Source organism: Mesorhizobium sp. B2-3-7 (assembly GCF_006442695.1).
GTDB lineage: Bacteria > Pseudomonadota > Alphaproteobacteria > Rhizobiales > Rhizobiaceae > Mesorhizobium.
In genome coordinates this window covers 21,796-47,429 of sequence record NZ_VFVV01000013.1, presented here as the reverse complement: position 1 = coordinate 47,429, position 25,634 = coordinate 21,796, and the positions used below count along the sequence as shown (strand labels likewise).

Sequence of the window (25,634 nt, the reverse complement as noted above, 5' to 3'; positions counted from 1 at the left end):
TTTCTCGATCCTGAAAGCGTGGGGCGCGGGATAGGACCGTGCCTCATGTCTCAAATGTTTGCCAGGCGGCGGCCTCTCGGCCACCGCCTGGCATGACGGACGTCACACGAACTCAGAGCGTGCGGGTTACCATCTCGACGCGGAAGCACTCGATGATGTCGCCGACGCGCATGTCCTCGTAGTTCTGGAAGGCCATGCCGCATTCCTGGCCGCCCGGGACTTCCGAAACCTCGTCCTTGAAGCGCTTCAGCGTCTTCAGCGTGCCTTCGTGGATGACGACGTTGTCGCGGATCAGGCGCACGCCCGCGCCACGCTCGACCTTGCCTTCGGTGACACGGCAGCCGGCGATCTTGCCGACCTTGGTGATGTCGAATATCTCGAGGATCTGCGCATTGCCGATGAAGGTCTCGCGACGCTCCGGCGAGAGCATACCCGACAGAGCCGCCTTCACGTCATCCACGAGGTTGTAGATGATCGAGTAGTAGCGGATCTCGATGCCAGCGGCCGCGGCAGCGGCGCGTGCCTGCACATTGGCGCGGACGTTGAAGCCGATGATCGCCGCGCCCGACGTCTCCGCCAGTGACACGTCGCTTTCGGTGATGGCGCCGGCGCCGGCATGGACGATGCGCGCACGCACCTCGTCGGTGCCGAGCTTGTCGAGCGCTGCGTTGATCGCCTCGATCGAACCCTGCACGTCACCCTTGATGACCAGCGGGAACTCCTTCAGTCCGCTCGTCTGCAGCTGCGACATCATCTGTTCGAGCGAACCGCGCTGGCCGGCATGACGGGCAACCGCCTTCTCGCGGGCCAGACGCTGGCGGTACTCGGTGATCTCGCGGGCGCGGGCCTCGTTGTTGACCACGGCGAAGCGGTCGCCGGCCTGCGGCGTGCCCTGGAGGCCGAGCACCTCGACCGGCATAGCCGGCGGCGCTTCCTTGACGTGTTCGCCACGATCGTCGACCAGCGCGCGCACCCGGCCCCATTCATTGCCGGCGACAAGGATGTCGCCCGGCATCAGCGTGCCGGTCTGCACCAGCACGGTGGCGACGGGGCCACGGCCCTTGTCGAGCTGCGCCTCGATGACGACGCCCTCGGCGGTGCGGTCCGGATTGGCCTTGAGGTCGAGGATTTCGGCCTGCAGCAGGATCGCTTCGAGCAGCTTGTCGAGGTTGGTGCCCTTGGTCGCCGATACTTCGACATCAAGCACTTCACCGCCCATCGATTCGACGAATACCTCATGGCGCAGAAGTTCCGAGCGCACTTTTTGCGGATCGGCGTCATGCTTGTCAATCTTGTTGATCGCCACGATGATCGGAACGCCGGCCGCCTTGGCATGGCTGATCGATTCGATCGTCTGCGGCATCACGCTGTCGTCGGCCGCCACCACCAGGATGGCAATGTCGGTGGCCTGGGCGCCGCGGGCGCGCATGGCCGTGAAGGCGGCGTGGCCGGGCGTGTCGATGAAGGTGATCTTCTGACCGTTCTTCTCGACCTGATAGGCGCCGATATGCTGGGTGATGCCGCCGGCCTCGCCGGAGACGACATTGGCGTTGCGGATCGCGTCGAGCAGCGAGGTCTTGCCGTGGTCGACATGCCCCATGATGGTCACGACAGGCGGCCGCGACACCAGGTCTTCCGGACGGTCGGCGATGTTGAACAGGCCTTCCTCGATGTCGGACTCGGCGACGCGGCGGACCGTGTGGCCGAATTCGGTGGCGACCAGTTCCGCCGTGTCGGCGTCGATGACGTCGCCCGGCTTCAGGATCTGGCCCTGCTTCATGAAGAACTTGACCACATCGACGGCGCGCTCGGACATGCGCTGCGCCAGTTCCTGGATAGTGATGGTTTCGGGCAGGATCACTTCGCGCATAACCTTCTCGCGCGGCTCATTGTGCATCGCGCGCTTGAACTTTTCCTGGCGGCGGCGCATCGACGACAGCGAACGGGCCCGCGCATCCTCGTCGGAAAGCGCGGAGTTCAAAGTCAGCTTGCCGCGACGGCGGTCTTCCTCGCCCTTGGTCGGCTTGGCCGGACGCGCCACTTCGGGCGTCACCAGACGGCGCACCGGCGCACCGGCGCCAGTCCGCTTCGGCTTGACCTCTTCTTCCTCGTCGGCGGTCGCCAGTTCGGCGGCCTGCGGCGCGCGGCGACGCGCCTCTTCCTCGGCGCGGCGGCGGGATTCGGCCTCGGCCTGCAACCGCGCTTCTTCCTCGGCCTGGCGGCGTGCGGATTCCTCGCGCTCGCGCTTGCGGCGCTCCTCATCCTCGGCGCGGCGCTTGGCTTCCTCGACGGCGCGCTGGCGGTCCTCGACCTCGCGCGCCTTGGAGCCTTCGAGCGCCCTGCGGCGCGCTTCCATTTCGCTGCGCGACAGTTCGTTCAACACCATGCCGCTGCGCTCGACCGGTGCCGGCGGAGGTGGAGGCGGCGCCTTGGGTGCCTCCTGCACGACGGGAGCCGCCGCGACCACCGGCTTCGGGGTGAACACGGGTGCCGCCACCACCGGCTCCGGCTTGTCGCCGGGCAGCGAGAATTTGCGCTTCTTGGTCTCGACCACGACCGACTTGGTGCGGCCGTGCGAGAAGTTCTGGCGCACGGTGCCCTGTTCCATGCCGGGGCGCTTCAGCGTCAAGGTCTTCTTCGGCGTAACACTCAACGTCTTGTCGTCGCCCGATTTCGTATCGCTCATTCCATATCCTCTGCGGCCTCATCTTCGTCAGCAACGGCCGCAAGCATTGCCAGATCGTCCGGGGTACCGCCCCGATATCGGTCGAGCGCAACCATGCGCTTCTGGACCGCCTTACCCGCGTCTCCCGCGAGGACGGCAGCATGTATCACATTTGTACCCCCCAATGCCAAGCTCAACTCGGCCTCGGAGAAAAGTTTGTAGGCAAGGATGGAGGGGCCGCCAATATGGACGGTCGCCCGCCGCGCCTGGCTGATCTTGCGCACGCCATCGTCTGAGGCTTCGGTCGCGTGGAGCACGAAAAGCGCCAATCCGCCGCGCACCGCGCTCTCCACCTTGGTGGCGCCCAGCGCGATCGCCCCTGCCTTGCGAGCGAGACCCAGCATGCCAAGGGCGGATCTGGAAAGCAGCCCATCGACCATGCCGCCGAGATCGGGCGGCACGACCACCTGTGCCTTAAAGGCGCGGCTAAAAAGGTTCTTGGCCGCCGCCTTGTCGATATGTAGGCGGTCGGCGCTCACCCAGCAACCACGGCCGGGCAGATTTCTCTTGAGATCCGGAACGACGGCCGAATCCGGGCCGACGACGAACCGGATCAGTTCATCCGGTTCGGCCTGCTTGCGGGTGACGATGCAGGTGCGATCGTTCATCTCGTCCAAGGGCGGTTTCTGTGCGATGCGGTTTCACCTCACGCACCAACGGCTTCGTCAGCCGGCGCTTCTTCGGCTGCAAGCTCGTCTTCGGAAATCCAGCCGGCCTTGAGACGGGCCGCGAGCACCATCTGCTCGGCATCGGCGCGCGAAACGCCATGATCGGCCAGCACGCCCGGATACACCTTGGTCTCGCCGTCCTTGCGTTCCTTCCAGCCGGTGAGGTCGTCGGCGGCATAGCCGGCGAAATCCTCGATCGTCTTCACGCCGTCCTCGCCGAGCGTCACCATCATGGCGGTGGTGATGCCGGGGATTTCGCGCAGCTCGTCCTTGACGCCCAGCGCCTTGCGCTTTTCGTCGTGCTCGGCTTCGATCTTCTCCAGATATTCGCGGGCCCGGGTCTGGATCTCCGAGGCGGTATCCTCATCGAAGCCGTCGATCGAGGCGATTTCGCCGGCATCGACATAGGCGACTTCCTCGACGCTGGTGAAGCCTTCGGAGGCGAGCACCTGGCCGACCATCTCGTCGACGTCGAGAGCTTCCATGAACAGCGCCGAGCGCTCGACGAATTCCTTCTGGCGGCGCTCGGATTCCTCGGCCTCGGTCAGGATGTCGATATCCCAGCCGGTGAGCTGCGAAGCGAGGCGCACATTCTGGCCGCGGCGGCCGATGGCCAGCGACAGCTGGTCGTCCGGCACCACCACTTCGATGCGCTCGGCGTCTTCGTCGAGCACGACCTTGGCGACTTCCGCCGGCTGCAGCGCGTTGACGATGAAGGATGCGGCCGAGGGCGACCACGGAATGATGTCGATCTTCTCGCCCTGCAATTCGGCGACGACCGCCTGGACGCGGCTGCCGCGCATGCCGACGCAGGCGCCGACCGGATCGATCGAGCTGTCGCGCGAGATGACGGCGATCTTGGCGCGCGAACCGGGATCGCGGGCGACCGACTTGATCTCGATGATGCCGTCATAGATCTCCGGCACTTCCATGGTGAAGAGCTTGGCCATGAACTGCGGATGGGTGCGCGACAGGAAGATCTGCGGGCCGCGCTGCTCACGGCGCACGTCGTAGACATAGGCGCGGACGCGATCGCCATATTTGTAGTTTTCGCGCGGGATCAGCTCGTCGCGGCGGATGATCGCTTCGCCACGGCCGAGATCGACGATGACATTGCCGTATTCGACGCGCTTGACGGTTCCGTTGACGATCTCGCCGATGCGGTCCTTGTATTCGTCATACTGGCGGTCGCGCTCGGCCTCGCGCACCTTCTGCACGATGACCTGCTTGGCCGACTGGGCGGCGATGCGGCCGAAATCCATCGGCGGCAGCTGTTCGGCGATGAAGTCGCCGAGCTGGGCGTCGGGATTGCGCTCGCGCGCCGAGGAAATGGCGATCTGCGTGGCATAGTCGTCGACCTTCTCGACCACTTCCATCAGCCGCTGCAGCTTCATCTCACCGGTGTTGGGGTTGATGTCGGCGCGGATGTTGGTCTCCTGGCCATAACGCGAGCGTGCCGCCTTCTGGATCGCATCAGCCATGGCGGCGATGACGATCGACTTGTCGATCGACTTTTCACGCGCGACCGCGTCGGCGATCTGCAGCAGTTCAAGTCTGTTGGCGCTTACAACCATGTTTTTTCTCCCGAGCCTGTTTGCCGGCCCCTGGGGCCTGGCAGCTCAATCAACTTTCCTGTTCGTGTTCTTCCGTAGCGCCCGGTTCCGTACCCTCCGGTACGTCGTCGTCCGGTTCGCCGCGGCGTTTCTTGGCTTCCTTGCGCGCCCTGTTGTCCTTCGACAACGCATCACGGATGAGGTCGTCGGTCAGGATCAGCCGGGCTTCGGCAATGGCGTCGTAGGGCACGCGCACTGTCGGCTCCTCACCGTAGGCCGCCTTGTCGCGCTCGATCAGCACATCGTTCTCACCGGCTTCGGCGATCTTGCCCTTGAAGCGCTTGCGATCCGCGACAACGACCGATGTTTCCATCTTCACCAGATGACCGGTCCAGGTCGAGAAATCCGATTTGCGCACCAGCGGCCGGTCAATGCCGGGCGATGAGACTTCGAGATGATACGCCTTCTCGATGGGATCGTCGACGTCGAGCGCCGGCGACACCGCACGGCTCACCTCTTCGCAATCCTCGACCGTCATGGTGCCGTCCTCGCGCTCAGCCATGATCTGCAGCGTCAGCCCGTTCTGGCCGGACAGATGCACGCGTACAAGGCGAAAGCCGATGCCGCGCAGCACCGGCTGGACGATCAGCGCGATGCGCGCATCGATGCCGCTTTCGCGGACGATGCGATCGTCGCTCTCGCTTGCCGTTGACGTCATTCGATTCCTGTCGATCATTCTCTAGCCGTCGGCAGGTAATAAAAAAGAGCGGGACCGGGTGGACCCACTCTTCGTCATACCGACCAAGAATTTGAGGCTGATATAAACGATCCGCCCCGGTGTTTCAAGCCCGCCGTCCCAACTGCGCGAATGTCCTGGCGCATTGGGGTTGCGCCAGGTGCATGCCATCCATGCGGCAACGGCCCTTGTTGGTCCTCAAGCCGCGCTCCTATCTATGTTGCATTGCACAAAACGACAGCGATAGCGCGTCACCGCACGCGAAAGGACATGACAATGAACAGCCGCAAGGTTTTTTCCGCCATAGGCGATCTCTTCACCACATTCGGCAGCGCCGTAGCCGCGTCGCGGGCGGTGGAAGCCGGCCGCAAGCCGCGCGCCCAGGATCTGCGCAGCCTCGGCATGGATCCGACGGCTTTCGACAAGATCGGCCGTTTCTGAACTCCGGCCAACGGGCGACATTCGATTTCTGTGTCCCCGCAACAATTGAAGATCTCTCCCTCACGAAGGGCCCAGATCCTGATGCCCAAATCCCGATGCCTGGGACCTGATGCCTAGGTCCTGATGAAGGTAAGATAGGCCGGCCGCCTGCCCTCGCGGACGGCTTTCGCCTCGTAGCGGGTGCCTGGCCAGCCATCGTAGGGGCGATGCCAGTCGACGGCCTCTGAAGCCTGCCAGGCGAAACCGCCATGCGCGCGGCAATGCAGCAGGGTCCAGTTCACATAGGTGTCGATGTCGGAAGCGAAACGGAATTCGCCGCCACGCTTCACAACGCGTGCGAAACGCTCGAGATTGACCGGACTGACGAAACGGCGCTTCCAGTGCTTCTTCTTCGGCCACGGATCGGGATAGAGCAGGTCGATGCCATCGAGCGAGGCCTGCGGCAGCCAGTCGAGCAGCCGCGTGGCGTCGTCGTCGTAGACCCTGAGGTTGGCCAGCGGCTTTTCCCGCACCGCCATCATCATCTTGGCCATGCCGTTGACGAAGGGCTCGACACCGATAAAGCCGGTCATCGGCGCTTCGGTCGCGCGATGCAGGAGATGCTCGCCACCGCCAAAGCCGATTTCGAGGCGAACGGCGGAAACATCGGCTTCGAACAGAGCCCGCAGATCCGACGGCGCCTCGGTCGTCAGATCGAGCCGATAGGTGTCGAGGCCGCTTTCCAGCGCCGCCGCCTGCTGCGGGCGAACCGGCTTGCCGCGCCGACGGCCGAAGAAGGCTTCTGTCGCGCGGCTTGGCCTGTCCCCGGAACTCATCGGCTGATCAAGGTCCTGTCGCCGCCCTCAGGCAGCGACAGCATCCTTGAGCGCCTTGGCGAGATCGGTCTTTTCCCAGGAAAAAGATCCGTCGCGGCCGGCCTTGCGGCCGAAATGACCGTAGGACGAGGTCTTGGCGTAGATCGGCTTGTTGAGGTCGAGGTGGCGGCGGATGCCGGACGGCGACAGGTCCATCACAGTGCGCAGCGCCTCCTCGAGCCTTGCCTCGTCGACCTTACCGGTGCCGTGCAGGTCGACATAGACCGACAAGGGCTGGGCGACGCCGATGGCGTAGGAAAGCTGGATGGTGCAGCGGTCGGCAAGTTTCGCCGCCACAACGTTCTTGGCCAGGTAGCGCGCCGCATAAGCGGCCGAACGGTCGACCTTGGTGGTGTCCTTGCCCGAGAAAGCGCCGCCGCCATGGGGTGCGGCGCCGCCATAGGTGTCGACGATGATCTTGCGGCCGGTCAGCCCGGCGTCGCCATCAGGCCCGCCGATAACGAACTTGCCGGTCGGATTGATGTACCACATGCAATCGTCTGCGATCTTGAGGTCACCCAATGCCTCGCGGATATAGGGCTCGACGACCTTGCGCACCTTCTTGGAATCCCAGCTCGCATCGAGGTGCTGGGTCGACAGCACGATCTGCGTCGCTTCGGCGGCCTTGCCGTCGATATAGCGGACGGTGACCTGGCTCTTGGCGTCCGGCCCGAGCTTGCCGGCATCGCCGTTGTTCTGGTGGCGGGCGGCGGCCAGGAGTTCGAGGATCTTGTGGCTGTAGTAGATCGGTGCCGGCATCAGGTCCGGCGTCTCGCGGCAGGCATAGCCAAACATGATGCCCTGGTCGCCGGCACCCTCCTCGCCCTGGCGGTCGGAGGCATTGTCGACGCCTTGGCCGATGTCGGGCGACTGGCCATGCAACAGAACGTCGATCTTGGCCTTTTTCCAGTGGAAGCCGGCCTGCTCATAGCCGATCTCGCGGATCGCCTTGCGGGCGACCGACTTGAACTTCGCCGGGTTGACGACCGGATGGCCGGCGGCATCCCTCAGGATGTTGCCTTCCTTGTCCTTCTTCAGCAGCGTCTCGGGAACGCGCACCTCGCCGGCGATGACGACGCGGTTGGTGGTCGCCAGCGTCTCGCAGGCGACGCGGACTTTCCACGGGTCCATGCCCGTCTTCTTGGCCTCACGGTAGACCAGGTCGACGATCTCGTCGGATATCCGGTCACAGACTTTGTCGGGATGGCCCTCGGCAACGGATTCCGAGGTAAAGAAGTAGTTCTGCCGCGTCACGGGTGTCCCCTCTTGAAAAAACGATCGGCAGGCTGCCGATTTGGCGCGCCACGTGTTAGCGGGGCGAAGCGCCGCTCGTCAAGCGGTGCCGCCCTTCTGGCATGAATGTCGATGTCGATATTTTGTACCACCAGCGGCCGGAATGCCGCCGGTTCGAGTCCTGTTGCGGATCAGTCGGAATCTTCGGACGCCAGCGACTTCACCAGGTCTATGATCCTGCGACGCACCTTGACGTCGGCGATCTTGACGAAGGCCCGGTTGAGTTGAAGGCCCTCCGGGCTGCCGCAGAATTCCACGGCGAAAGCCATCGAAGCATCCTCCGCGAAACCGCGGCCGGCCGGGCTCTCCTGGCCCGGCGCATCCTCGAAAAAGAAGGCGACAGGCACGCCGAGTATGGATGCTATCGCCTGCAGGCGGCTTGCGCCGACCCGGTTGGTGCCCTTTTCATATTTCTGTATCTGCTGAAATGTGATGCCGAGGTTCTCGCCTAGTTTTTCCTGGCTCATTCCCAACATATTGCGGCGAAGCCGGATGCGACTTCCAACATGGATGTCGATCGGATTCGGTTTCTTCTTGTTATCTTCTGTCATTTTTTCCTCGCCGAATTTTTTCGGCTTTGTGATTTTTTTCCTACCCAAACAAAGCCGGAGGCGACTGCCCCAACAGAACGATCCACCGGCTTCGAGAAATTTTCAGGCGTTACAGTATGAGTTTCTAATGTGTCGACTGTCAATTCACCCGTAGCCTTTGCCTTACATTGAACAGGACGGCAGCCAGGGCAAACAGCAACATGATCAGCATTCCGTTAATGCGCAGCTGGCCGGCGGACACGACAGCTTGCCGCGAGATTGGCACACGGACGTCGATGGCCCCGCGCGCGTCGATCGCCAGCGCATCGACGATGCGCCCCCGTGGGTCGACAACCGCCGAGATGCCGTTGTTGGCCGCGCGCAACAAGGGCAACCCGTTCTCCACCGCGCGAATCTGAGCCTGCCTGAAATGCTGATAGGGACCCGGCGTATCGCCGAACCACGCATCGTTGGTAACGTTGACAATAAGCTGCGCTGACGTTGCGTCAACCGCTACCAGTTCGGGAAAGATCACTTCGTAGCAGATAAAGGGCAAGGCGCGGACGCCGTCCGGCAGCGTGATCGCATGCCGCTCATTGCCTGCCGTGAAGGTCACCGGGCCAGCGACCAGTTGTTCGATGCCGAAACGATCGAGCAGGTCGGCGAAAGGCAGGTATTCGCCGAACGGCACCAGATGGACCTTGTCGACGGCGTCAGCGATTTCGCCCTTGTAGTTGATCGCCACCACGGAGTTGTAGTAGCGGCTGCCGGCACCGGCCGCCGCACCGCCTTCCTCGCGCACGACGCCGGCGATCAGCATCTGGCCGGCGTCCAGCATGTCGCCCAGTGCGGTCAAAGCGTCCGGCCGCTCGGTGAGGAGGAACGGGACCGAGGTTTCGGGCCACAGGATCAGTTGCGGCTTTTCATGGCCGGGGTCCGGCGCCTTGGCCGACAGGCCTATCAAGGTGGCGAAGATACGGTCGCGCACCGAGGCGTCCCACTTTTCCGAAAGGTCGACGGCCGGCTGGACGATGCGCACATTGATCGTGCGGGCCTCAGGCGCGGCCGGAGCGTTGAGCCTGAGATAGCCGAAGCCGGCATGAGCGGCGACGAGCACGACAAGCAGCGCGACGCCAAGACGAAGATGCGTGCGCGCCGCCAGCAGCGCCGGCAGCGAGAAGACGAACACGGCGAGCACGTTCATGCCGACCATCCCGGTGACCGAGACGCTCTGCATCAGCAGGGGCACCGGCATCGCCGCGTAGCCGATCGCGTTCCAGGGAAAGCCGGTGAACAGGAAGCCGCGCAGCCACTCGGCCAGCCCGAAGGCGGCGGCCAGGGCCGCGATGCGGCCGATGTCGTTGCTCCACAGGAGCCGGGCGACCATGGCCGCAAAGCCGTAGAAGAAGGCCAATGCAAAGGGGATGCCGACCACCGCGAAGGGCAGCGCCCAGGCGAAACTGTCGGCCTCTACAAGCAGCGCCGATCCGATCCACCACAGGCCGGCGAGGAAATAGCCGAAGCCGAACCACCAGCCGACGGCAAAGGCCGGCCGCAGCCGCGCAAACAGGCTGCCCGAGGCCTCACCGGTCGCCCCGTCGAGCAGCCAGACCAGCAGCGGAAACGAAATGAAACAAGCGGCAAAGAAATCGTACGGCGCCTGGCCGAGCACCGCCAGGGCGCCCGCGAGGAACGCCACGAGCGCACGCCGCCAACCCCAAAACAGAATTATCCGGCCGGCCAGGCGGTTCATGCATTGTTCCGAGTCGTGCGAATCACGGCAGCAGATTTATCAGGCCGCGGCCTGCGCTCCAAACTTCGGGTGGTCTGCCGTGAAACCCACTCACCACTGCTGGAGCGCATCGCGTTTGAACTGATCAGACGACGCGCCTTAGATCTTTGTTTTTGTGCATGTCCTCCTCCCAAAACCGAAGTTACTTAGGGCGACATGGATCAGCGGTGCCACCCTTCTATGCGCACGTCGCCGAGCCGTTCGGCCTCTTCCAGCGGAACGGAGCGGATGGTCTGGGTGAAGGTCCAGACATGGCCCTCGGGATCGCGCGCCCGATACTGGCGCTCGCCGTAGAACTGGTCCGCCGGCTCCTGGATTATACCGGCACCCGCCGTCCGCGCCTGCTCGCAATGTGCATCAATGCCGTCTTTCAGCCTGACATAGACCGACTGCGTGTTCTTGCCCGAGACCGAGGCCGGGCTGGCGACGTAGTCGCTCCATTCGGAATCGACAATGATGTAGCAGTCGCCGAACCGCATCTCGGAATGGACGAGCTTGCCGTCGGCATCGCTGACCACCATGCTGCGCTCGAAGCCGAAAGCTGCCTCCAGCCAATCCAGCGCGGCCCGCGGATCCCTGTAGAACACGCCGGATCCCAAGGCGGCGTGCTTGAAGGGGTCTTCGGTCATCCGCAGGCGCTTAAGCCTGCTCGGTGCGCGCCGCGGCGCGGCGGCGACGTTCGCCCTTCTGGTTCTGCACGATGCGCACGCGCTTGACGCGGCGCGGATCGGCGTCGAGCACATGGAACTCGAAGCCAGGGATGGCCTGCACCACCTCGCCGCGCGCCGGCACCCGGCCAAGCGTGTTGAAGATCATGCCGCCGATGGTGTCGACATACTCGCCATGTTCGCCGGCGGCGAAATCCCCGCCGATCATCTTGGCAACCTCGTCGATCTCGGCCTTGCCGTCGACGACGAACACGCCTTCACCGGTCTGGGTGATCATCGGCTCGTCGTCGTCGTGCTCGTCCTCGATGTCGCCGACCACCATCTCGACGATATCCTCGAGCGAGACGAGCCCGTCGGTGCCGCCATACTCGTCGATGACCAGCGCCATCTGCGTGCGGGTCGTCTGCATGCGGCCCATCAGATCGGAGGCCAGCATGGACGGGGGCACGAACAGCACCGGCCGGATCAGGTTCAGTTCGCCTATGGTGCGCGAGAGGTCGACCTGGGTGAGGTCGAGAACCGTGGCGGCGGGTGTCTTCCTGGTCGCCCGGCCTTTCCTGACGCGCGCAATCTTGGTGATATGGGCCAGCACGTCGCGGATATGGACCATGCCGCGCGGGTCGTCGAGCGTCTCGGCATAGACCGGCATGCGGGAATGGCCGGACTGCTCGAACATGCCAAGCAGATCGCCAAGCGTGGTCGTGATCTCGACCGCCTCGATGTCGGCGCGCGGCACCATGACGTCCTCGACGCGCACCTCGCGCAGCCGCAGGATGTTGTTGAGCATGGCGCGTTCGCCCGGCGAAAAGGATTCGACATCGCTCGTCGTCTCGGCGAGCGCGCCGGCGATCTCCTCGCGCAGGCTGGTTCCGTTGCGTTGCCTGAACAGGCCCAGAACGCGGTTGAACAGGGAAGGCCCGGCAGGCGACGGCTCACTGGCAGCGCTGCCGGTGTTGGCAACGCCAGGGGTAATGGTACTCGGACTTGATCCCTCTTCCGACGTATCGGAAGCCTTGGTCGCACTGCCGGCGTCGGGGCGGACGGCAGTTTCAGGTTTGTCGTTCATCTTCGTCCGTCAATTGGTGTTTTGTAGTTACGCGTAGGGATCGGGAATGGCAAGTCTGGCGAGCGCGGCGCGCTCGACGGCCTCCATCTCCTCGGCCTCGGCATCGGTCTCGTGATCATGGCCCATGAGATGCAGCAGGCCGTGGATGACGAGATGGGAAATATGGTTCTCCAGCGGCTTGTCTTCCAGTGCCGCCTCGCGCGCCACCGTCTCCGCGGCCAGTACGATATCGCCGAGCATCGGCGGCAGCGGACCGCCCTTGGGGAAAGGAAATGCCGGAAAAGACAAGACGTTGGTCGGCTTGTCCTTGCCGCGCCAGTCGGCGTTGAGCGCCTGGACATGGGCATCGTCGGAAAAAACGACGCTGAGTTCGGAACGGCCAGCCGCACCCGTCTCGGCGAATGCCGCGGCGGCGGCGGCGCCGACCAGCCGGACAAGCTCGGCTTCGTCCGGCCAATGCCCGGCCTCGACCGTCAGATCGATGTCGACGGGCAGCGGCGGAGCCGGCCCGTTCGGCGTTTCGGCCTCAACCATTGGGTCGCACGATCAAAATCAGCCTTCGGTCCCCAGGCCGCGGGCTAGCTTGCCGTCCCGGTCGTAGGCCTTGACGATCTCGGCGACCAGCGGATGCCTGACGACGTCGCCTTCATTGAAGCGGACCGTCACCATGCCGGTCACACCGTCGAGGATCCGGAGCGCCTCGACAAGGCCGGACTTGGTGTTGTGCGGCAAATCGATCTGAGTTGGGTCGCCGGTGACGATCATGCGCGAATTCTCGCCCAGACGGGTCAGGAACATCTTCATCTGCATCGGCGTGGTGTTCTGCGCCTCGTCGAGAATGACGGCGGCATGCGCCAGCGTGCGGCCGCGCATGAAGGCGAGCGGTGCGATCTCGATCACCTCGGCGGCGATGGCGCGTTCGACCTTGTCGGCCGGCATCATGTCATAGAGCGCGTCGTAGAGCGGCCGCAGGTAGGGATCGACCTTCTCCTTCATGTCGCCCGGCAGGAAGCCCAGCCGCTCGCCGGCCTCGACGGCAGGCCGCGACAGCACGATGCGCTCGACCATGCCGCGTTCGAGCAGCATCGCCGCATGCGCCACCGCCAGGTAGGTCTTGCCGGTGCCGGCCGGGCCGATGCCGAACACCAGTTCCGAGCGCTCCAGCGCCCGCATATAGGCGTCCTGCGTGAGCGAACGGGCGTAGATCGTCTTCTTGCGCGTCGATATCTGGGCGGCCGAAACCTTTCCCTTGCGCTCCAGCGTCGGCAGCGTGAGCTGGTCATCGGCGGCGACCGCCATGCGCACGGCGCCGTCGACATCGGACTGGCCGATATCCACCCCCTTCTGGAGAATGCCGTAGAGATTGTCGAGCGCCCGGCGGGCCTGCTCGGCGGCGGAAGCCGATCCCTTGATGGTCAGCTGGTTGCCGCGCGAGCGGATGTCGACGCCCAGTTTCTGCTCGAGCCGGGCGAGGTTCTCGTCGAACTGGCCGTAGAGGGCGCTGGCAAGCTTGTTGTTGTCGAAAGTCAGTACGATGTGCGCCATGTCAGAAGCCCCAGATGCCGGTACCGGGGGCAGGTTCTTCAGCTCCGCTGCGCTCAACCGTCTCTCCTCATCTGCCGAGGTCATCAGACCAATTCGGCGAACAGGCTATTGTAACCCGTCTTCGTGATTCGCACCTGGATAATGTCACCGATTTCGCCGGCCTTTTCATCAACAATAACGGGCTGAAGCCAAGGTGAGCGTCCGACCTTCTGGCCGGCCTGGCGACCTGGCTTCTCGATCAGCGTATCTATGGTGCGGCCGACGAGACTCAAGCCGAAATCCTGCTGCTGCTTCATAAGCAGCGCCTGGAGCCGCTGCAAACGCTCGTCCTTGACCGCTTCCGGCACATGGCCGGCCATCTCGGCGCCCGGCGTGCCGGGGCGCGGCGAATATTTGAACGAGAAGGCCGAGGCGTAGTTCACCTGACGCACCAGCTCCATCGTCGCCTCGAAATCCGTCTCGGTCTCGCCGGGAAAACCGACGATGAAATCGCCCGACAGCGCGATATCGGGCCGCACGGCGCGGATGCGGTCGAGCAGCGCCAGATAATCAACCGCCGTGTGCCTGCGGTTCATCGCCTTCAGGATGCGGTCGGACCCGGATTGCACCGGCAGATGCAGATACGGCATCAATGCCGGCAGGTCGCGATGGGCCGCTATCAACTCGTCGTCCATGTCGCGTGGATGGCTCGTGGTGTAGCGCAGGCGCGCCAGCCCGGGAATTTCGGCCAGCCTGAACAGAAGGCGGCCAAGGCCCCATTCCTCGCCGTTTTCGCCCTGCCCATGCCAGGCATTGACGTTCTGGCCAAGCAGCGTCACCTCGCGCACCCCGGCTTCCGCCAGGCGCTCGGCTTCGGCGACGATCTGTGCCACCGGCCGCGACACTTCGGACCCCCTGGTGTAGGGCACGACGCAGAAGGTGCAGAACTTGTCGCAGCCCTCCTGGACGGTGAGGAAGGCGGTGACGCCGCGCTTGATCACCTCGGCGCGCTTCGGCTGCGGCAAGTGCTCGAACTTGTCCTCGATGGCGTAGTCGGTCTCGACGATCTTCTCGCCGCCGCGCACCCTGGCCAGTACGTCCGGCAGCCGGTGATAGGTCTGCGGGCCGATGACCAGGTCGACGGCGGGCGAGCGGCGGATGATCTCGGCCCCTTCGGCCTGCGCCACGCAACCGGCGACGCCGATCAGCAATTCGCGGCCGGCGGCGGCGCGTTCGGCCTTCATTTCGCGAATGCGGCCGAGCTCGGAATAGACCTTTTCAGCCGCTTTTTCCCTGATATGGCAGGTGTTTAGCAGCACCAGGTCGGCTTCGCCGATGGTCTGCGTCGCCGTGTAGCCGTCGGCGGCCAGCGCATCTGTCATGCGCTGCGAGTCATAGACGTTCATCTGGCAGCCATAAGTCTTGACGAAGACCTTTTTCGCTGCCGCGGAAATCACTGGCTGCTGTCCAGCCGCAGTGCCGATGTCGTCGGTTTCAACCGTGTTCAAGTCCATCCGGCGGCTTCTAACGCCTTTCCGCGACAAAAAACAGACGATTCTGCCTGGGGGCCTTCGGGATTCAGCGGCTCGGGCGCGGCGCGGCCAGTGCCGCCTGCATCATTTCGCGCACGCGGCTTTCCATCAGCTTCGCCGTTTCCTTCCGGTTCGACCCCTTGGCGAAGGCAATCGGTTCGCCGAAATGCACCTCGACATCGAGCGCGCCTTCCGCCATCAGCACTTTGAGATGCGGCATCAGATCCTCGTCGCCGATCCACGCCGCGATCGGCCGGTGCCGGCGGCCGAGCGGCACGCCATGCAGCCGGGTATAGGCGATCGCTACCGGCTGGATGAAGACCTGCTCCGCCGCGCCCTCCGAAATCGCCATCGAGGCGGCACCGAACAGCGTGCTCTTGAAAGGCAGGACGATGTTGCCGTCGCCCGTCGAGCCTTCGGCAAACAGCACCATGGCATCGCCCTTGGCCATGCGGTTGGCGATCTCGCTCGCCTGGTCGCCGGACGAGCGCTTGCGCTCACGCTCGATGAAGACGGTGCGCTGGAGCTTCGACAGCATGCCGATCAGCGGCCAGCCTTCCATGTCGGCCCTGGCGATGAACTTCACATCGGCAAACGAGCCCAGCACCATGATGTCGGTCCAGGAGATGTGATTTGAGGCAATCAACAAGGGGCGGCGGTCGGACATCGTGCCGTTGATATGGATGCGCATGCCGAGCGCCCTGACGATCAGCCTGTGCCAGATCTTGAGGATGAAGGTTTCCGGCCACCAGCCGGTCTTCATCGACAGGACCTGCAAAGGCACCAGGATCAGCGAACCGGCGACGACCAGCCCTATCGCCAGGAAAATCCTGATTTTTCCGATCATCGCTCCACCCCGAAACCCTGGCTAGCGAAGATCGCGGCGCATGACAAGCGCGCCGGTCGGGCCATGCTCGGGCGACCTGTAATAGTTGGGGCGCTTGCCGACCTCGCGGAACCCGAGACGCCTGTAGAGGGCGATCGCAGCGACATTGGTCTCGTCGACCTCGAGGAAGAGCGCTTCGGCGCGCTGCGCGTGCAGTTCGCGCAGCACCGCGTCCATCAGCTGCCAGCCGAGCCCCTGGCGGCGATGCGACCGCGCCACCGCGACGGTCAGGATCTCGCCCTCGCCGGCCGCCAGCCGGGCCAGCACGAAGCCGACCGGCGGTTTGGCGCCCTGCCCGGTTTCGCGCGCGGCATAGCCGAACACGGTGTCCTGTTCGAGCAAGGCCGCGAACTCGCCATCGGTCCAGGGGCGGACGAAGTCCTCGCGGTGCAGCAGCGAGACCGCCGGACTGTCGGTGGTCCTGAGCGGTTCGAGCGCGTAATCGCGGCGGCGCGGCTGGAGAAAAGGTATGCGCATTATTTCCCTTGCCTGGAAAGTATGAACCCGGCCTGCGGCTTGGCGTCGGCGCCGCGCAGATAAAGAGGTTTCGGCCTCTCGCCCTCGCCCTTGGCGACCGCCAGGCGGGCGTAGGTGAGAATGTCCGCGGTCGCCGTCTCGGGTCCGATGTCGAAGGAGCGTCCGGCGGATGCCGCGATCCGCGTCGCGGCGGTTCCGGCGAGCACCGAAGAACGCTCGCTCGCCATGGCCACGGCATCCGCCAGCGTGACCACGGCCGGACCGTAAGTCAAAACCGACATTTCATCATAGAGAGCGGCATGGATCTCCTCGCGGCCGGCATCGAGCGCGGCCAGCACGGCACGGCCGGGAAATGCCCCTGCCGCCTCGGCCGCCAGCGCCTCGAGCGTCGTCACGCCGATTGCAGGCAGCTTGAGCGCCAGCGCCAGGCCACGCGCCGTGGAAACCCCGACACGCAGACCGGTGAAGGAACCGGGGCCGACGGAGACGGCGATGGCGCCAAGGCCGGCATAGGCGGTTGCGCCGGCCTTCAGCGCCTCGGCGATGACTGCCATCAGATGCTCGGCATGGCCCTTGCCTAAATCGAGCACCGCGCGGCCGAGTTCCTGCCTCGCCACGGCATCATAGACGCAGGCGGCGCAGAGGTTGGCGGCACAGTCGATGGCGAGCACTTTCATGAAACGACCGGTTCGAAAAACAATTCCCTGTGCCTGCCACAGCGCGCCACCGCAAGGGGAAAGCGCATAATTTCTTAAGCGGCTTCGCTCCGACGCAGCGGGAAGGTGTCTATGCGGCCGGCTCTATGCGCAGCATATGGTTGTCCCAGACGTAGTACGGTTCGGACCATGTCGCGCCATTGCATTCGACGATTTCGCCGGCTCCGGTGGTGGCCATAAAACCCGTCCCGTCGGGCGCCACGCCACAGACCTCGACGAGCGCGCTTGACGAGACGAGCCGCCCGCTCGCCGCATCGATCACCACAAGCGAATTGCCTTCCGGCGAAGAGACGGCAATGGTGCCGGCAACCGGATTGGCGGCGACGGAACCGATATAGTTGCGGAAGCCGGACAGGACATCCCGCGGCATGTCGAGGAGCTGCAAATCCTTGCCGCGCGCGGCGCGGCCGACCAGCAGCGGACGGTCGGTGCCGGGCCCCCTGTACTGGCAGCCGAACCAGACGGTGCCGGTCTGGTCGGTGTCCATGTGGCGGATCGACAGCTGGTGCAGCGCCGCCGGCAATTCGTGCTTCTCGACCAGATCGCCGGTGACACGGTCGATGAGCACATAGGACGGCTTCATGGTGGCGATGTTGAGCTCGGCGCGGCCATAATCGGGATGAGTCTCGATGCCGCCATTGGCAACGGCGATCGTCCTGCCGTCGCCCAGGAGCAGAAGCTCGTGGGGTCCCATGCCATAGGTCGGGAATTCACCAAGGCGCTTGAATTTCGCCCGCGCGTCGTAGACGCCGACGACGCCGGCCGCGTTGTCGAAATCGTTCTCGGTGGCATAAAGCAAGGCGCCGTCCGGGGAGAACACGCCATGGCCGAAGAAATGCCGGCCGGTGATGCTGGCGATGGTCAGCGGTTCATCGCAGCCTGAATGATCGAAGACTACGGCAAAGGTGCCGGGCTGGCGGGCGAAGACCACCGAGCGCTTCGATATGGGATCGAAGGTGACGTCGTGGCCGCGGTCGGGCAAGTCGATCGCATGCAGGAGCTTGCCGGCCTCGGAGAGGATTGCGGCGCCATAGCTGCCGTCGCGCTTGACGAAGGCGGTGGCGAAGACGGCATCGGCCGCAAGCGTCTTCGCCCACGCGGGCGGTGCCATCGCCGCCACGAAGCCTGCTCCGGCAGCTCTCAGGAAATCGCGGCGATCGATGAGAGAGGTTTTCACGCTCAGTCCCCATCCAGCGAGGAGAACCCGGCGGTCAGGCCGAATTCGGCGGTCAGCCTTGTGCCGAACAGGGTCGACAGGCTGGAGGTGATCAGCGCGAGATGCTCGAGCTTTTCGCGCAGCGCCGGGTCGGCGAGCGCCTTGTCGATCGGCCCCTGGACCGACTTCGCGGTGGCGACGCCGTTGAGCAGCTGGATGTGGATCGATTCCGCCATCCAGCGCGCATCGGCCGGCAGCGCATCGCCGAGCTCCGAGGCCTCGAACAGCCCGTCGATGCCGGCAAGGTTTCCGGCCAGCGAATTGGTGGTGTTTTGCGAACGCCAGTAGATCGCCTGTTTCGGCTTGTCCGCCTCCGGCTTGCCGCCCAGGAAGCCTTTCAGGCGCACGTCGCGAACCATTTCCAGCTCGTTGATGAAGATGCCGACCAGTTCCGTCACCGCTTCGGTGCCGTCGCGATAGAGCGGATTCTGCGGCCCCGGATTGGCCCAGCGCGCCGCAAAGCCGTCCGGCTTGTTCCAGGCGTCGGCGACATCGCCGGCCATGGTTTCGATGTTGCCGGCAACCGCCGCACCATAGGCGCAGCGATAGGGATCGTTCTTGCCGGCAAGCGCATCGGCGCCGTCACCGTAGAGCACGAACTCCAAGGCGCCGAGCCCCTGCATGGCGACGCTCTTGCCGGAAAGCTGTGCCGGATCGGTGGCGCTCGGGTCTTGGGCGGCCAACGCGGCCTGCACCTGTTTCAGGCCGATGCTTTTGCGATCCGGCCAAAACAGCATTCGCTCCAGCCGGTTGTTTTCCTTGATCGGGCCGAACCCGATGATCTCGGCCGACGACCAGGCACCCACCGTGCGCGAGAATTCGGCGCGTGCCGCATCGAGATCGCCCTTTGAGGGTTTTTCGCAAAGCGCGTGCATCGCCTTGTTCAAGCCCGCCGCGCGGTCGTGCAGACTGGCATAGGCCGGCCGGACAAAGCCGTCGATTGCCCGCTGGATGACGTCGGTGGCCTTCACCGCCGCCGATGCGGGGCTGACGCCCAGCAGGGCCAGAGGAAGAAGGATTACCAGCGCGGGACGCTTCAACATCACAGGGACTCCAGGAATTTGAGCAATGCCTCGCGGTCGGCGGCGCCGGCGGCGGCGAAGCGGTCGCGCGATTTCTGGCCCTCGCCGCCATGCCAAAGAATCGCCTCGACCAGGCTGCGGGCGCGGCCATCGTGCAGATAAAAATTGTTGCCGTTGACCGTTTCGGCGAGGCCTATGCCCCATAGCGGCGGCGTGCGCCATTCGTTGCCCGTCGCCTCGCCCACCGCCTGGCCGTCGGCAAGGCCGGGGCCCATGTCGTGCAGCAGGAAGTCGGAATAGGGCCAGATAAGCTGGAAGGCCTGCGCCTTGTTGGGCGCGTCGCGGCGGGTTACGAATTTCGGCGCGTGGCAGGAAACGCAGCCGATCTCGTAGAAGAGTTTCTTTCCGGCGAGCACATCCGGGGCGCCGAGGTCGCGGCGCGCCGGCACGGCCAGGTTCTGCGAATAGAAGGTGACGAGGTCCATGACCGGCGCCGGCGCCTCGGCCGGACCGAGCCGCTCCTGCACGCCATCCGGCATGGCAAGGCAATCCTTCTCGGCGGCGGTGCAGTCGCCCCAGTGTTTGGGCTCCTCCGGCGTCGAGATGCCGATGTCGCCGGCAAAGGCATCCGCGGCCTGCTGGCGGATCGACGCGGTCTGCGCCTTCCAGCCGAAACGACCAAGGGTGAGCTCGCCGCTCATGCCGTCGCGCACGATGTTCGGCCTGCCGGAAATGCCGTCGCCGTCCCGGTCGTTCGGATCGGCATGGGCGAGTATATCAGCGGGCGCGATCTGCTCGATGAGGCCAAGCCCGATCATCGGCGGCGTCAGGCGCGGCGACAGCGTGGTGCGCGGATCGAGCGGGCCGTAGGCCAGATCATCGACCGCGTAAGTGGGCTTGCGCAGCGAAACCACGGTGCCGTCGCCGAGCCCGACTTTTTCCTCGCTGTAGTCGACGCGCATCCGGCCCTCGCCGCGCAGGCCGGGGACGGCAAGATCCTGCAGCTGCGAACCGTAGACCGGATCGGGGATGTTGAGCAGCCTGTGGTCGGCAAGCCCAGCCTTCTCCTCCTCGGTGCTCGCCTCGCGCGCCAGCCGCAGGAACATCGACGTGCTGCCGGTGCCTTGCGGCGGACGGCCGCGGCCGTCCTTCAGATGACAGTTCTGGCAGGCGCGTTCGTTGAACAGCGGTCCGAGCCCGTCGGAAGCCTGCGTCGAGGACGGCGACGAGACCCAATTCTTGCGGAACAGGGCGTTGCCCAGCTTGAAGGTGCCTTCTTCCTCGAAGGTGATGTTGGCCGACGATTGCGAGAAGGAATCGCGGTTGACGTCCTTCCTGGATGTGCCGGCGCCGCCTTGCATCAATTCGAACTGCTCGGGTTTCGAGAAGTCCTTGGTCGGCCTGGTAACGGCTGTGACGCGCGCCTGATCCTTCGGGCTGAGGTCGGTGCGCGTGGCGGCGAAATTGGCGGGCTGCTGCGAGCCGGACCCGCCCGTGGCGAAGGTCAAAAGAATGATGGCGGCCGAACCGGAAAGCACGACGCTTCCCGGTTTTCTGTTTGACGACAGGCCTTCGGCCCGCCGCCAGCGGCGCAGCAATGCTAGGGTGCGCCGCATTCCCGCATGCCCTTACTCCGCCTCGTCCGCCGATGCGGCATTGAGCTGGCCGTATTTTTCCTCGCCGATCGAGGCAAGCAGATCGAGCTGCGTCTCGAGGAAGTCGATGTGCCCCTCCTCGTCGGCCAAGAGTTCCTCGAACAGTTTCATGCTGACATAGTCGCCGGCTTCGTTGCAGACCTCGCGCGAGCGCTTGTAGGCGGTGCGAGCGTCATACTCGCCGGCAAGGTCGGATTCGAGCACTTCCTTCACGTTCTGTCCGATACGCAGCGGCGCCACGGACTGCAGATTGGGGTGCCCTTCCAGGAAGATGATCCGGGCCACGAGCTTGTCGGCATGGTGCATCTCCTCGATCGATTCGGCGCGTTCCTTCTTGGCGAGCTTGGCGTATCCCCAGTCCTCCAGCAGACGGAAATGGACCCAATACTGATTGACGGCACCAAGCTCCAGGAACAGAGCCTCGTTAAGCCGCTCGATGATCTGTGGTTCGCCTTTCATGGGTTCTGCTCCCGTATTGGACGCGCAGGCCTCTGACGCGATCCAGATGTGAAACGATGTCAACGCCGCTCGCCTGCGAGCGGGCGTGGTAGTTCTCGGTGACTCGAATGATCGTTTCGACCACATTTGGGAAGCAGCCGCAACAGCGACCGCGCTTGTGCATGGCGTGATAGACTTTTGCCGGCACGATGAGCTGCCAGGGATCCTGGTCCAGCAGCCCGACGATCGTCTGCTCAATCTCCTTCTCGGTGATGATGTTGCAATGGCAGATTAGCATAAACTTGCTCGGATGGCTGACGGCGCCTTCCGCGCCGTGTGGCTTGACTCTATCTTCCCCGCGCCGAAGCCTTTGTGACTTCGGCCCGGGCTTCCAGGCTTCGACGCTTACTGGAACACCTTGTCCGGCGCATCGAGGCTGTCTGAACCCTCAAAGGCGATGGCGTTGAGCTTCAGCGCGCCGACGGCGCGTTCGACCGATTTGGTCTGGTCGACCAGTGCGTCGATTGCCGCCTGCACCGTGGCGTTGCCCTCGGTGTTGCCTTCGGCGATCTGCTGGTCGTAAGCCTCGCCGCCTTCGGCGCGGGCCTTGATTGCCTCCATCTTGGCGACGGTGGCATCGAGCTTGTCAGACAGTTCCTTGTCGATGGCCGGATCGGCCGCCTTGACCATGTCCGCCACCGACGGCCCTGAAACGACGGTGCCGTCCAGCCTGGTGTAGCTGGCGTGATAGGCGGCGCGGATACCGACGGCGTCATAAAGATGGGAATTGTAGGTGTTGTCGGAGAAGCAGTCATGCTCCTCTTCCGGATCGTGCAGCAGCAGGCCGAGCTTCATGCGCTCGCCGGCGAGTTCTCCGTAGGAGAGCGAGCCCATGCCGGTGAAGATGGCCGAAATAGCGGCGTTCGGCTCGCCGTCGACCAGGTTCTTGCGCGCAGCGCCGCCTTCCTTCCAGTCGCCGACCATCTCCTGGAGGTCGGACACCAAAAGCGTGCTGGCTGACTTCAGATATTCCGCGCGGCGGTCGCAATTGCCGCCGGTGCAGTTCTTGAGATCATAATCGGTGTAGGGGCGCTCGCCGGCGCCCGGTCCGGTGCCGTGCAGGTCCTGACCCCAGAGCAGGAACTCGATGGCATGGTAGCCGGTGGCGACATTGGCCTCCACGCCGCCGGCCTCCTGCAGCGTGCCGGAGAGGAATTCCGGCGAAAGGTTCGAGGCGTCCACCTTCTTGCCGTTGATCTCGATCTCCTTGTTGGCGATCACATTGGCCGTGTAGAGCGAATTCGCGTCGGATTCTGTGCCGTAGCTCTTGGCGACATAATCGATCAGGCCTTCGTCCAGCGGCCAGGAATTCACCTTGCCTTCCCAGTCGTCGACGATCTTGTTGCCGAAGCGGTAGACCTCGGTCTGCTGGTAGGGAACGCGCGATGCCTTCCAGGCCTCGCGGGCGGCATTGAGCGTCTCGGCCGAAGGCTTGGCCAATAAGGTATCGACCGCCTTGTCGAGCGCCTGCGCGGTGGTCAGCGAATCCTCGTATTTGGCAAGCGCGATGTCGGCATAGGTCTTGATGACCGCCTTGGGATCGCTCTCGGCCTTGGCCGGCAGCACGAACACCGCCGCCGTCAGCAGCGCCGTGGCACTGATCGCCGCAAGCCTGCTGCCATGTCGTGCCGTCATTATCACTCTCCAGTTTTTCGGGAATTTTGTGAACGGCGCGCGCGACAACCGGCGCCAGGCCATGTGCAGGCCGTCATTCGCGGGGCATGCCGCGCTGTCGCGCGGGTCGAAGAAGAAAGACACCAAAATGCCTCCAATCGAAAGGGTTCAAGGCCCAGACATCAAAGGGATGCGCCGATGCGCGAGGCCCCATAAAGCTTCAGGACCGATGGAAGTCAACGAAAATCGACAGGAAAACTCAATCGAAACAACAGTTTAGAATTATTCTAAACTGCGATAGTCAACTTTAGCCGCCTGCACCGTGTGCCGACTTCATCGCCGAACTGTCCGATTGACAGCCGCCGTTCCGGGTGCGACCCGCAAATGGCCTCTTGCGGCGGCGCCAGACAATTGCCACGTGGCGAGACATCCTAAAATCAAGCTTGGGATCGGAATGCGATGAAGAACGGCGTGGTCATTGTCGGTGCGGGACATGCGGGCGTGCAGGCGGCGGCAAGCCTGCGCGAGGAGGGTTACGACGGGCCGGTGATCCTCGTCGGCGACGAGAACGAACTGCCCTATCACAAGCCGCCGCTGTCGAAGACCTTCATCAAGGATGCCGAGGCCAAGCCGCAACCCTTGCGTGGCGAGGCATTTTACACCGGCAACGCCGTCGACTACCGGCCGGGCGTTCGGATCGACCGCATCGATGCCGGCAGTCGCCGTTTGGAGATATCAGGCGGCGGCGAACTTGCCTTCGATCATCTGATCCTCGCCACCGGCTCGCGCCCGCGCCTCCTGCCGCTGCCCGGCGCGGATCTGTCCGGTGTGGTGTCGTTGCGCTCGCTGGCCGATGCGCGGCTGATCCGGGACTTGAGCGCACGGAGCGAAGACGTCGTCATCCTCGGCGGCGGCTTCATCGGGCTGGAGATCGCGGCGACGCTGCGCGCGGCCGGCCGCACCGTAACGGTCGTGGAAGCGGTCGACCGGCTGCTTGGCCGCGCCGTGGCGCCGATCGTGGCGGGCCATGTCCGCCAACGGCTGGAAGCGACCGGCGTGCACATTCTCACCGGCACCACGATCGCAAGGCTCGAAGGCGAAAACGGCCATGTCACGGCCGCGATCACCTCGTCAGGCGAAAGGCTGCCGGCGCGCATGGTCGTCGTCGGCATCGGCGCCGTGCCCAATGTCGAACTGGCCGCGGAAGCCGGCCTCACCATCGCCAACGGCATTCGCGTCGACAACCAGATGCGCAGCTCGGTGCCGGAAATCCTCGCCATCGGCGACGCCGCCTCCTATCGGCATTGGTTCACCGGCGGCGACGTGCGGCTGGAATCGGTACAGAACGCCACCGACCAGGCGCGGCTTGCCGCGCGCACCATAACGGGCCATGCCGACGCCTATTCGGCCGTGCCCTGGTTCTGGTCCGACATCGGCGACATGAAGCTGCAGATGGTCGGCCTGACATCCGGCGGCGACAGCCATGTCGTGCTGGGCGATCTCGCCGACAACAAGTTCTCGATCTACCACTATGCCGCAGACAGGCTGCTCGGCATCGAATCGGTCAACCGCCCCGGCGACCACATGCTCGGCCGCAAGATGCTGAGCGCCGGCTTCTCGCCGGCGCCGCAGACGGTGGCTGCGGGGCCGGACGGACTGAAAGCGGCGCTGGCCGCGTTCCAGAACAAGGAGTCAGCCGAGGCCAGTGCCTAAGATTGCCATTTTTGCCATAGTCCATAAAATGCTTGGATGAGCATCATAAACATCTCCCTGCCGGACAGCTTGAAGCATTTTGTCGATCAGCAAGTGACCGATCGCGGCTATGGCACGAGCAGCGAGTATATGCGTGAATTGATCCGCCGCGATCAGGATCGTCAACTTCTGCGCGGTTTGCTCCTCGAGGGCGCATCGTCCGCCCCGGGCGCTCCCGTCGACGACAACTATTTCGCCACGCTGCGGAAACGAGCGCAGGGCCAATGAGTAAGTGCCCATAAAGGCGATCATTCCTCGAAAACTAGCCCTGCGGGATGTCGAGGATGCTGTCGATTACTATGCGCGAGAAGCTGGTTCGCATGCGGCGTTGCTGCACGCCAGGCGGACCTTCCAGCCTGGTTACAGAATCCGAGCTCCTGACGGCACGTTCACCGGGTCCGGTGTAAGCCGTCAGG

Annotated in this window: 25 protein-coding genes and 1 pseudogene; 4 read left to right on the top strand and 22 right to left on the bottom strand. The window is 64.3% G+C overall.

All coding sequences use genetic code 11. The features are described 5' to 3' along the window. Positions 1–112: 112 nt before the first annotated feature. The 4 genes from infB to rimP are packed head-to-tail and all read right to left on the bottom strand — an operon-like array spanning position 113 to position 5,664. On the bottom strand, positions 113–2,686 hold the full coding sequence (gene infB, locus FJ940_RS23070) for a translation initiation factor IF-2 (protein WP_140523875.1): 2,574 nt from the start codon (positions 2,684–2,686) through the stop codon (positions 113–115). Further along, positions 2,683–3,333 carry an RNA-binding protein gene (locus FJ940_RS23065; RefSeq protein WP_140497289.1) on the bottom strand — a complete coding sequence of 217 codons (651 nt, stop codon included), beginning with the start codon at positions 3,331–3,333 and terminating at the stop codon, positions 2,683–2,685. The genes infB and FJ940_RS23065 overlap by 4 nt, the downstream gene beginning before the upstream one ends. 38 nt (positions 3,334–3,371) lie before the next feature. Then, positions 3,372–4,967 (bottom strand): transcription termination factor NusA, encoded by a 1,596-nt coding sequence (gene nusA / locus FJ940_RS23060; RefSeq protein ID WP_140496790.1) that lies wholly within the window; start codon positions 4,965–4,967, stop codon positions 3,372–3,374. A 49-nt stretch (positions 4,968–5,016) separates the two neighbouring features. Further along, the gene (rimP, locus tag FJ940_RS23055; RefSeq protein ID WP_140658048.1) at positions 5,017–5,664 is read right to left on the bottom strand and encodes a ribosome maturation factor RimP; all 648 of its coding nucleotides are present in this window, start codon (positions 5,662–5,664) and stop codon (positions 5,017–5,019) included. 294 nt (positions 5,665–5,958) lie between these two features. Here rimP and FJ940_RS23050 point away from each other — a divergent pair, with 294 nt between their 5' ends. Next, positions 5,959–6,123: a hypothetical protein gene (locus FJ940_RS23050; RefSeq protein WP_140496794.1), complete on the top strand. Its 165-nt coding sequence runs from the start codon at positions 5,959–5,961 to the stop codon at positions 6,121–6,123. A gap of 113 nt (positions 6,124–6,236) precedes the next feature. Here FJ940_RS23050 and FJ940_RS23045 read toward each other — a convergent pair whose 3' ends face one another. The 18 genes from FJ940_RS23045 to FJ940_RS22960 form a co-directional block, all read right to left on the bottom strand. Next, positions 6,237–6,938 carry a tRNA (guanosine(46)-N(7))-methyltransferase TrmB gene (locus FJ940_RS23045; RefSeq protein WP_140658046.1) on the bottom strand — a complete coding sequence of 234 codons (702 nt, stop codon included), beginning with the start codon at positions 6,936–6,938 and terminating at the stop codon, positions 6,237–6,239. A 27-nt stretch (positions 6,939–6,965) separates the two neighbouring features. Next, positions 6,966–8,231, bottom strand: a complete 1,266-nt coding sequence (gene metK, locus FJ940_RS23040; protein ID WP_140496798.1) for a methionine adenosyltransferase — start codon at positions 8,229–8,231, stop codon at positions 6,966–6,968. Between the two features lie 170 nt (positions 8,232–8,401). Continuing rightward, on the bottom strand, positions 8,402–8,821 hold the full coding sequence (locus FJ940_RS23035; RefSeq protein ID WP_140496800.1) for a helix-turn-helix transcriptional regulator: 420 nt from the start codon (positions 8,819–8,821) through the stop codon (positions 8,402–8,404). A gap of 139 nt (positions 8,822–8,960) precedes the next feature. Next, positions 8,961–10,553 carry an apolipoprotein N-acyltransferase gene (gene lnt / locus FJ940_RS23030; protein ID WP_140658044.1) on the bottom strand — a complete coding sequence of 531 codons (1,593 nt, stop codon included), beginning with the start codon at positions 10,551–10,553 and terminating at the stop codon, positions 8,961–8,963. Positions 10,554–10,753: 200 nt separating this feature from the next. Further along, entirely contained in the window at positions 10,754–11,221 is a 468-nt protein-coding gene (locus tag FJ940_RS23025; RefSeq protein ID WP_140496804.1) for a VOC family protein, read from the bottom strand. A gap of 10 nt (positions 11,222–11,231) precedes the next feature. Further along, complete coding sequence (locus FJ940_RS23020; RefSeq protein WP_140496806.1) at positions 11,232–12,326, bottom strand: hemolysin family protein; 1,095 nt, start codon at positions 12,324–12,326, stop codon at positions 11,232–11,234. A gap of 27 nt (positions 12,327–12,353) precedes the next feature. Then, positions 12,354–12,860 carry an rRNA maturation RNase YbeY gene (gene ybeY, locus FJ940_RS23015; protein WP_140658042.1) on the bottom strand — a complete coding sequence of 169 codons (507 nt, stop codon included), beginning with the start codon at positions 12,858–12,860 and terminating at the stop codon, positions 12,354–12,356. An 18-nt stretch (positions 12,861–12,878) separates the two neighbouring features. Continuing rightward, positions 12,879–13,871 carry a PhoH family protein gene (locus FJ940_RS23010; protein WP_246671080.1) on the bottom strand — a complete coding sequence of 331 codons (993 nt, stop codon included), beginning with the start codon at positions 13,869–13,871 and terminating at the stop codon, positions 12,879–12,881. An 83-nt stretch (positions 13,872–13,954) separates the two neighbouring features. Further along, the gene (gene miaB / locus FJ940_RS23005; RefSeq protein ID WP_140658038.1) at positions 13,955–15,364 is read right to left on the bottom strand and encodes a tRNA (N6-isopentenyl adenosine(37)-C2)-methylthiotransferase MiaB; all 1,410 of its coding nucleotides are present in this window, start codon (positions 15,362–15,364) and stop codon (positions 13,955–13,957) included. Positions 15,365–15,428: 64 nt separating this feature from the next. After that, the gene (locus tag FJ940_RS23000; protein WP_140496814.1) at positions 15,429–16,229 is read right to left on the bottom strand and encodes a lysophospholipid acyltransferase family protein; all 801 of its coding nucleotides are present in this window, start codon (positions 16,227–16,229) and stop codon (positions 15,429–15,431) included. A 21-nt stretch (positions 16,230–16,250) separates the two neighbouring features. After that, positions 16,251–16,745 (bottom strand): ribosomal protein S18-alanine N-acetyltransferase, encoded by a 495-nt coding sequence (rimI, locus tag FJ940_RS22995; RefSeq protein WP_140496816.1) that lies wholly within the window; start codon positions 16,743–16,745, stop codon positions 16,251–16,253. Continuing rightward, positions 16,745–17,422 carry a tRNA (adenosine(37)-N6)-threonylcarbamoyltransferase complex dimerization subunit type 1 TsaB gene (gene tsaB / locus FJ940_RS22990; protein ID WP_140496818.1) on the bottom strand — a complete coding sequence of 226 codons (678 nt, stop codon included), beginning with the start codon at positions 17,420–17,422 and terminating at the stop codon, positions 16,745–16,747. The genes rimI and tsaB overlap by 1 nt, the downstream gene beginning before the upstream one ends. Positions 17,423–17,531: 109 nt before the next feature. Beyond that, entirely contained in the window at positions 17,532–18,638 is a 1,107-nt protein-coding gene (locus FJ940_RS22985; RefSeq protein WP_140496820.1) for a DUF1513 domain-containing protein, read from the bottom strand. Between the two features lie 2 nt (positions 18,639–18,640). Continuing rightward, positions 18,641–19,720 (bottom strand): imelysin family protein, encoded by a 1,080-nt coding sequence (locus FJ940_RS22980; protein WP_140496822.1) that lies wholly within the window; start codon positions 19,718–19,720, stop codon positions 18,641–18,643. Further along, positions 19,720–21,315 (bottom strand): di-heme oxidoredictase family protein, encoded by a 1,596-nt coding sequence (locus tag FJ940_RS22975; RefSeq protein ID WP_140658036.1) that lies wholly within the window; start codon positions 21,313–21,315, stop codon positions 19,720–19,722. Before FJ940_RS22975 ends, FJ940_RS22980 begins: the two co-directional genes overlap by 1 nt. A gap of 12 nt (positions 21,316–21,327) precedes the next feature. Then, on the bottom strand, positions 21,328–21,813 hold the full coding sequence (bfr, locus tag FJ940_RS22970) for a bacterioferritin (protein WP_140496826.1): 486 nt from the start codon (positions 21,811–21,813) through the stop codon (positions 21,328–21,330). Continuing rightward, on the bottom strand, positions 21,779–22,090 hold the full coding sequence (locus FJ940_RS22965) for a (2Fe-2S)-binding protein (protein ID WP_140523850.1): 312 nt from the start codon (positions 22,088–22,090) through the stop codon (positions 21,779–21,781). Before FJ940_RS22965 ends, bfr begins: the two co-directional genes overlap by 35 nt. Positions 22,091–22,197: 107 nt before the next feature. Further along, the gene (locus FJ940_RS22960) at positions 22,198–23,487 is read right to left on the bottom strand and encodes an imelysin family protein (protein ID WP_140556727.1); all 1,290 of its coding nucleotides are present in this window, start codon (positions 23,485–23,487) and stop codon (positions 22,198–22,200) included. 438 nt (positions 23,488–23,925) lie between these two features. Here FJ940_RS22960 and FJ940_RS22955 point away from each other — a divergent pair, with 438 nt between their 5' ends. From FJ940_RS22955 to FJ940_RS29070, 3 genes and pseudogenes are all read left to right on the top strand, one after another. Further along, a complete protein-coding gene (locus FJ940_RS22955; RefSeq protein WP_140658034.1) occupies positions 23,926–25,179 on the top strand; it encodes an FAD-dependent oxidoreductase in 1,254 nt (417 codons plus the stop codon). A gap of 36 nt (positions 25,180–25,215) precedes the next feature. Then, positions 25,216–25,446 (top strand): type II toxin-antitoxin system ParD family antitoxin, encoded by a 231-nt coding sequence (locus FJ940_RS22950; protein WP_140658032.1) that lies wholly within the window; start codon positions 25,216–25,218, stop codon positions 25,444–25,446. A gap of 10 nt (positions 25,447–25,456) precedes the next feature. Next, positions 25,457–25,549 (top strand): annotated as a pseudogene (locus FJ940_RS29070) (type II toxin-antitoxin system RelE/ParE family toxin); the annotation flags it as partial. Positions 25,550–25,634: the final 85 nt, after the last annotated feature.

Bases quoted from the DNA above. Each gene is read 5' to 3' on its own strand.
- FJ940_RS22960 (WP_140556727.1), bottom strand. From the start codon at position 23,487: ATGACGGCACGACATGGCAGCAGGCTTGCGGCGATCAGTGCCACGGCG.
- FJ940_RS23035 (WP_140496800.1), bottom strand. From the start codon at position 8,821: ATGACAGAAGATAACAAGAAGAAACCGAATCCGATCGACATCCATGTT.
- FJ940_RS22975 (WP_140658036.1), bottom strand. From the start codon at position 21,315: ATGCGGCGCACCCTAGCATTGCTGCGCCGCTGGCGGCGGGCCGAAGGC.
- infB (WP_140523875.1), bottom strand. From the start codon at position 2,686: ATGAGCGATACGAAATCGGGCGACGACAAGACGTTGAGTGTTACGCCG.
- FJ940_RS23025 (WP_140496804.1), bottom strand. From the start codon at position 11,221: ATGACCGAAGACCCCTTCAAGCACGCCGCCTTGGGATCCGGCGTGTTC.
- rimP (WP_140658048.1), bottom strand. From the start codon at position 5,664: ATGACGTCAACGGCAAGCGAGAGCGACGATCGCATCGTCCGCGAAAGC.
- FJ940_RS23050 (WP_140496794.1), top strand. From the start codon at position 5,959: ATGAACAGCCGCAAGGTTTTTTCCGCCATAGGCGATCTCTTCACCACA.
- tsaB (WP_140496818.1), bottom strand. From the start codon at position 17,422: ATGAAAGTGCTCGCCATCGACTGTGCCGCCAACCTCTGCGCCGCCTGC.
- FJ940_RS23000 (WP_140496814.1), bottom strand. From the start codon at position 16,229: ATGATCGGAAAAATCAGGATTTTCCTGGCGATAGGGCTGGTCGTCGCC.
- FJ940_RS22950 (WP_140658032.1), top strand. From the start codon at position 25,216: ATGAGCATCATAAACATCTCCCTGCCGGACAGCTTGAAGCATTTTGTC.
- nusA (WP_140496790.1), bottom strand. From the start codon at position 4,967: ATGGTTGTAAGCGCCAACAGACTTGAACTGCTGCAGATCGCCGACGCG.
- FJ940_RS22965 (WP_140523850.1), bottom strand. From the start codon at position 22,090: ATGCTAATCTGCCATTGCAACATCATCACCGAGAAGGAGATTGAGCAG.
- FJ940_RS23020 (WP_140496806.1), bottom strand. From the start codon at position 12,326: ATGAACGACAAACCTGAAACTGCCGTCCGCCCCGACGCCGGCAGTGCG.
- FJ940_RS23065 (WP_140497289.1), bottom strand. From the start codon at position 3,333: ATGAACGATCGCACCTGCATCGTCACCCGCAAGCAGGCCGAACCGGAT.
- FJ940_RS22955 (WP_140658034.1), top strand. From the start codon at position 23,926: ATGAAGAACGGCGTGGTCATTGTCGGTGCGGGACATGCGGGCGTGCAG.
- FJ940_RS22980 (WP_140496822.1), bottom strand. From the start codon at position 19,720: ATGTTGAAGCGTCCCGCGCTGGTAATCCTTCTTCCTCTGGCCCTGCTG.
- rimI (WP_140496816.1), bottom strand. From the start codon at position 16,745: ATGCGCATACCTTTTCTCCAGCCGCGCCGCCGCGATTACGCGCTCGAA.
- FJ940_RS23045 (WP_140658046.1), bottom strand. From the start codon at position 6,938: ATGAGTTCCGGGGACAGGCCAAGCCGCGCGACAGAAGCCTTCTTCGGC.
- lnt (WP_140658044.1), bottom strand. From the start codon at position 10,553: ATGAACCGCCTGGCCGGCCGGATAATTCTGTTTTGGGGTTGGCGGCGT.
- FJ940_RS23010 (WP_246671080.1), bottom strand. From the start codon at position 13,871: ATGGCGCACATCGTACTGACTTTCGACAACAACAAGCTTGCCAGCGCC.
- miaB (WP_140658038.1), bottom strand. From the start codon at position 15,364: ATGGACTTGAACACGGTTGAAACCGACGACATCGGCACTGCGGCTGGA.
- bfr (WP_140496826.1), bottom strand. From the start codon at position 21,813: ATGAAAGGCGAACCACAGATCATCGAGCGGCTTAACGAGGCTCTGTTC.
- ybeY (WP_140658042.1), bottom strand. From the start codon at position 12,860: ATGGTTGAGGCCGAAACGCCGAACGGGCCGGCTCCGCCGCTGCCCGTC.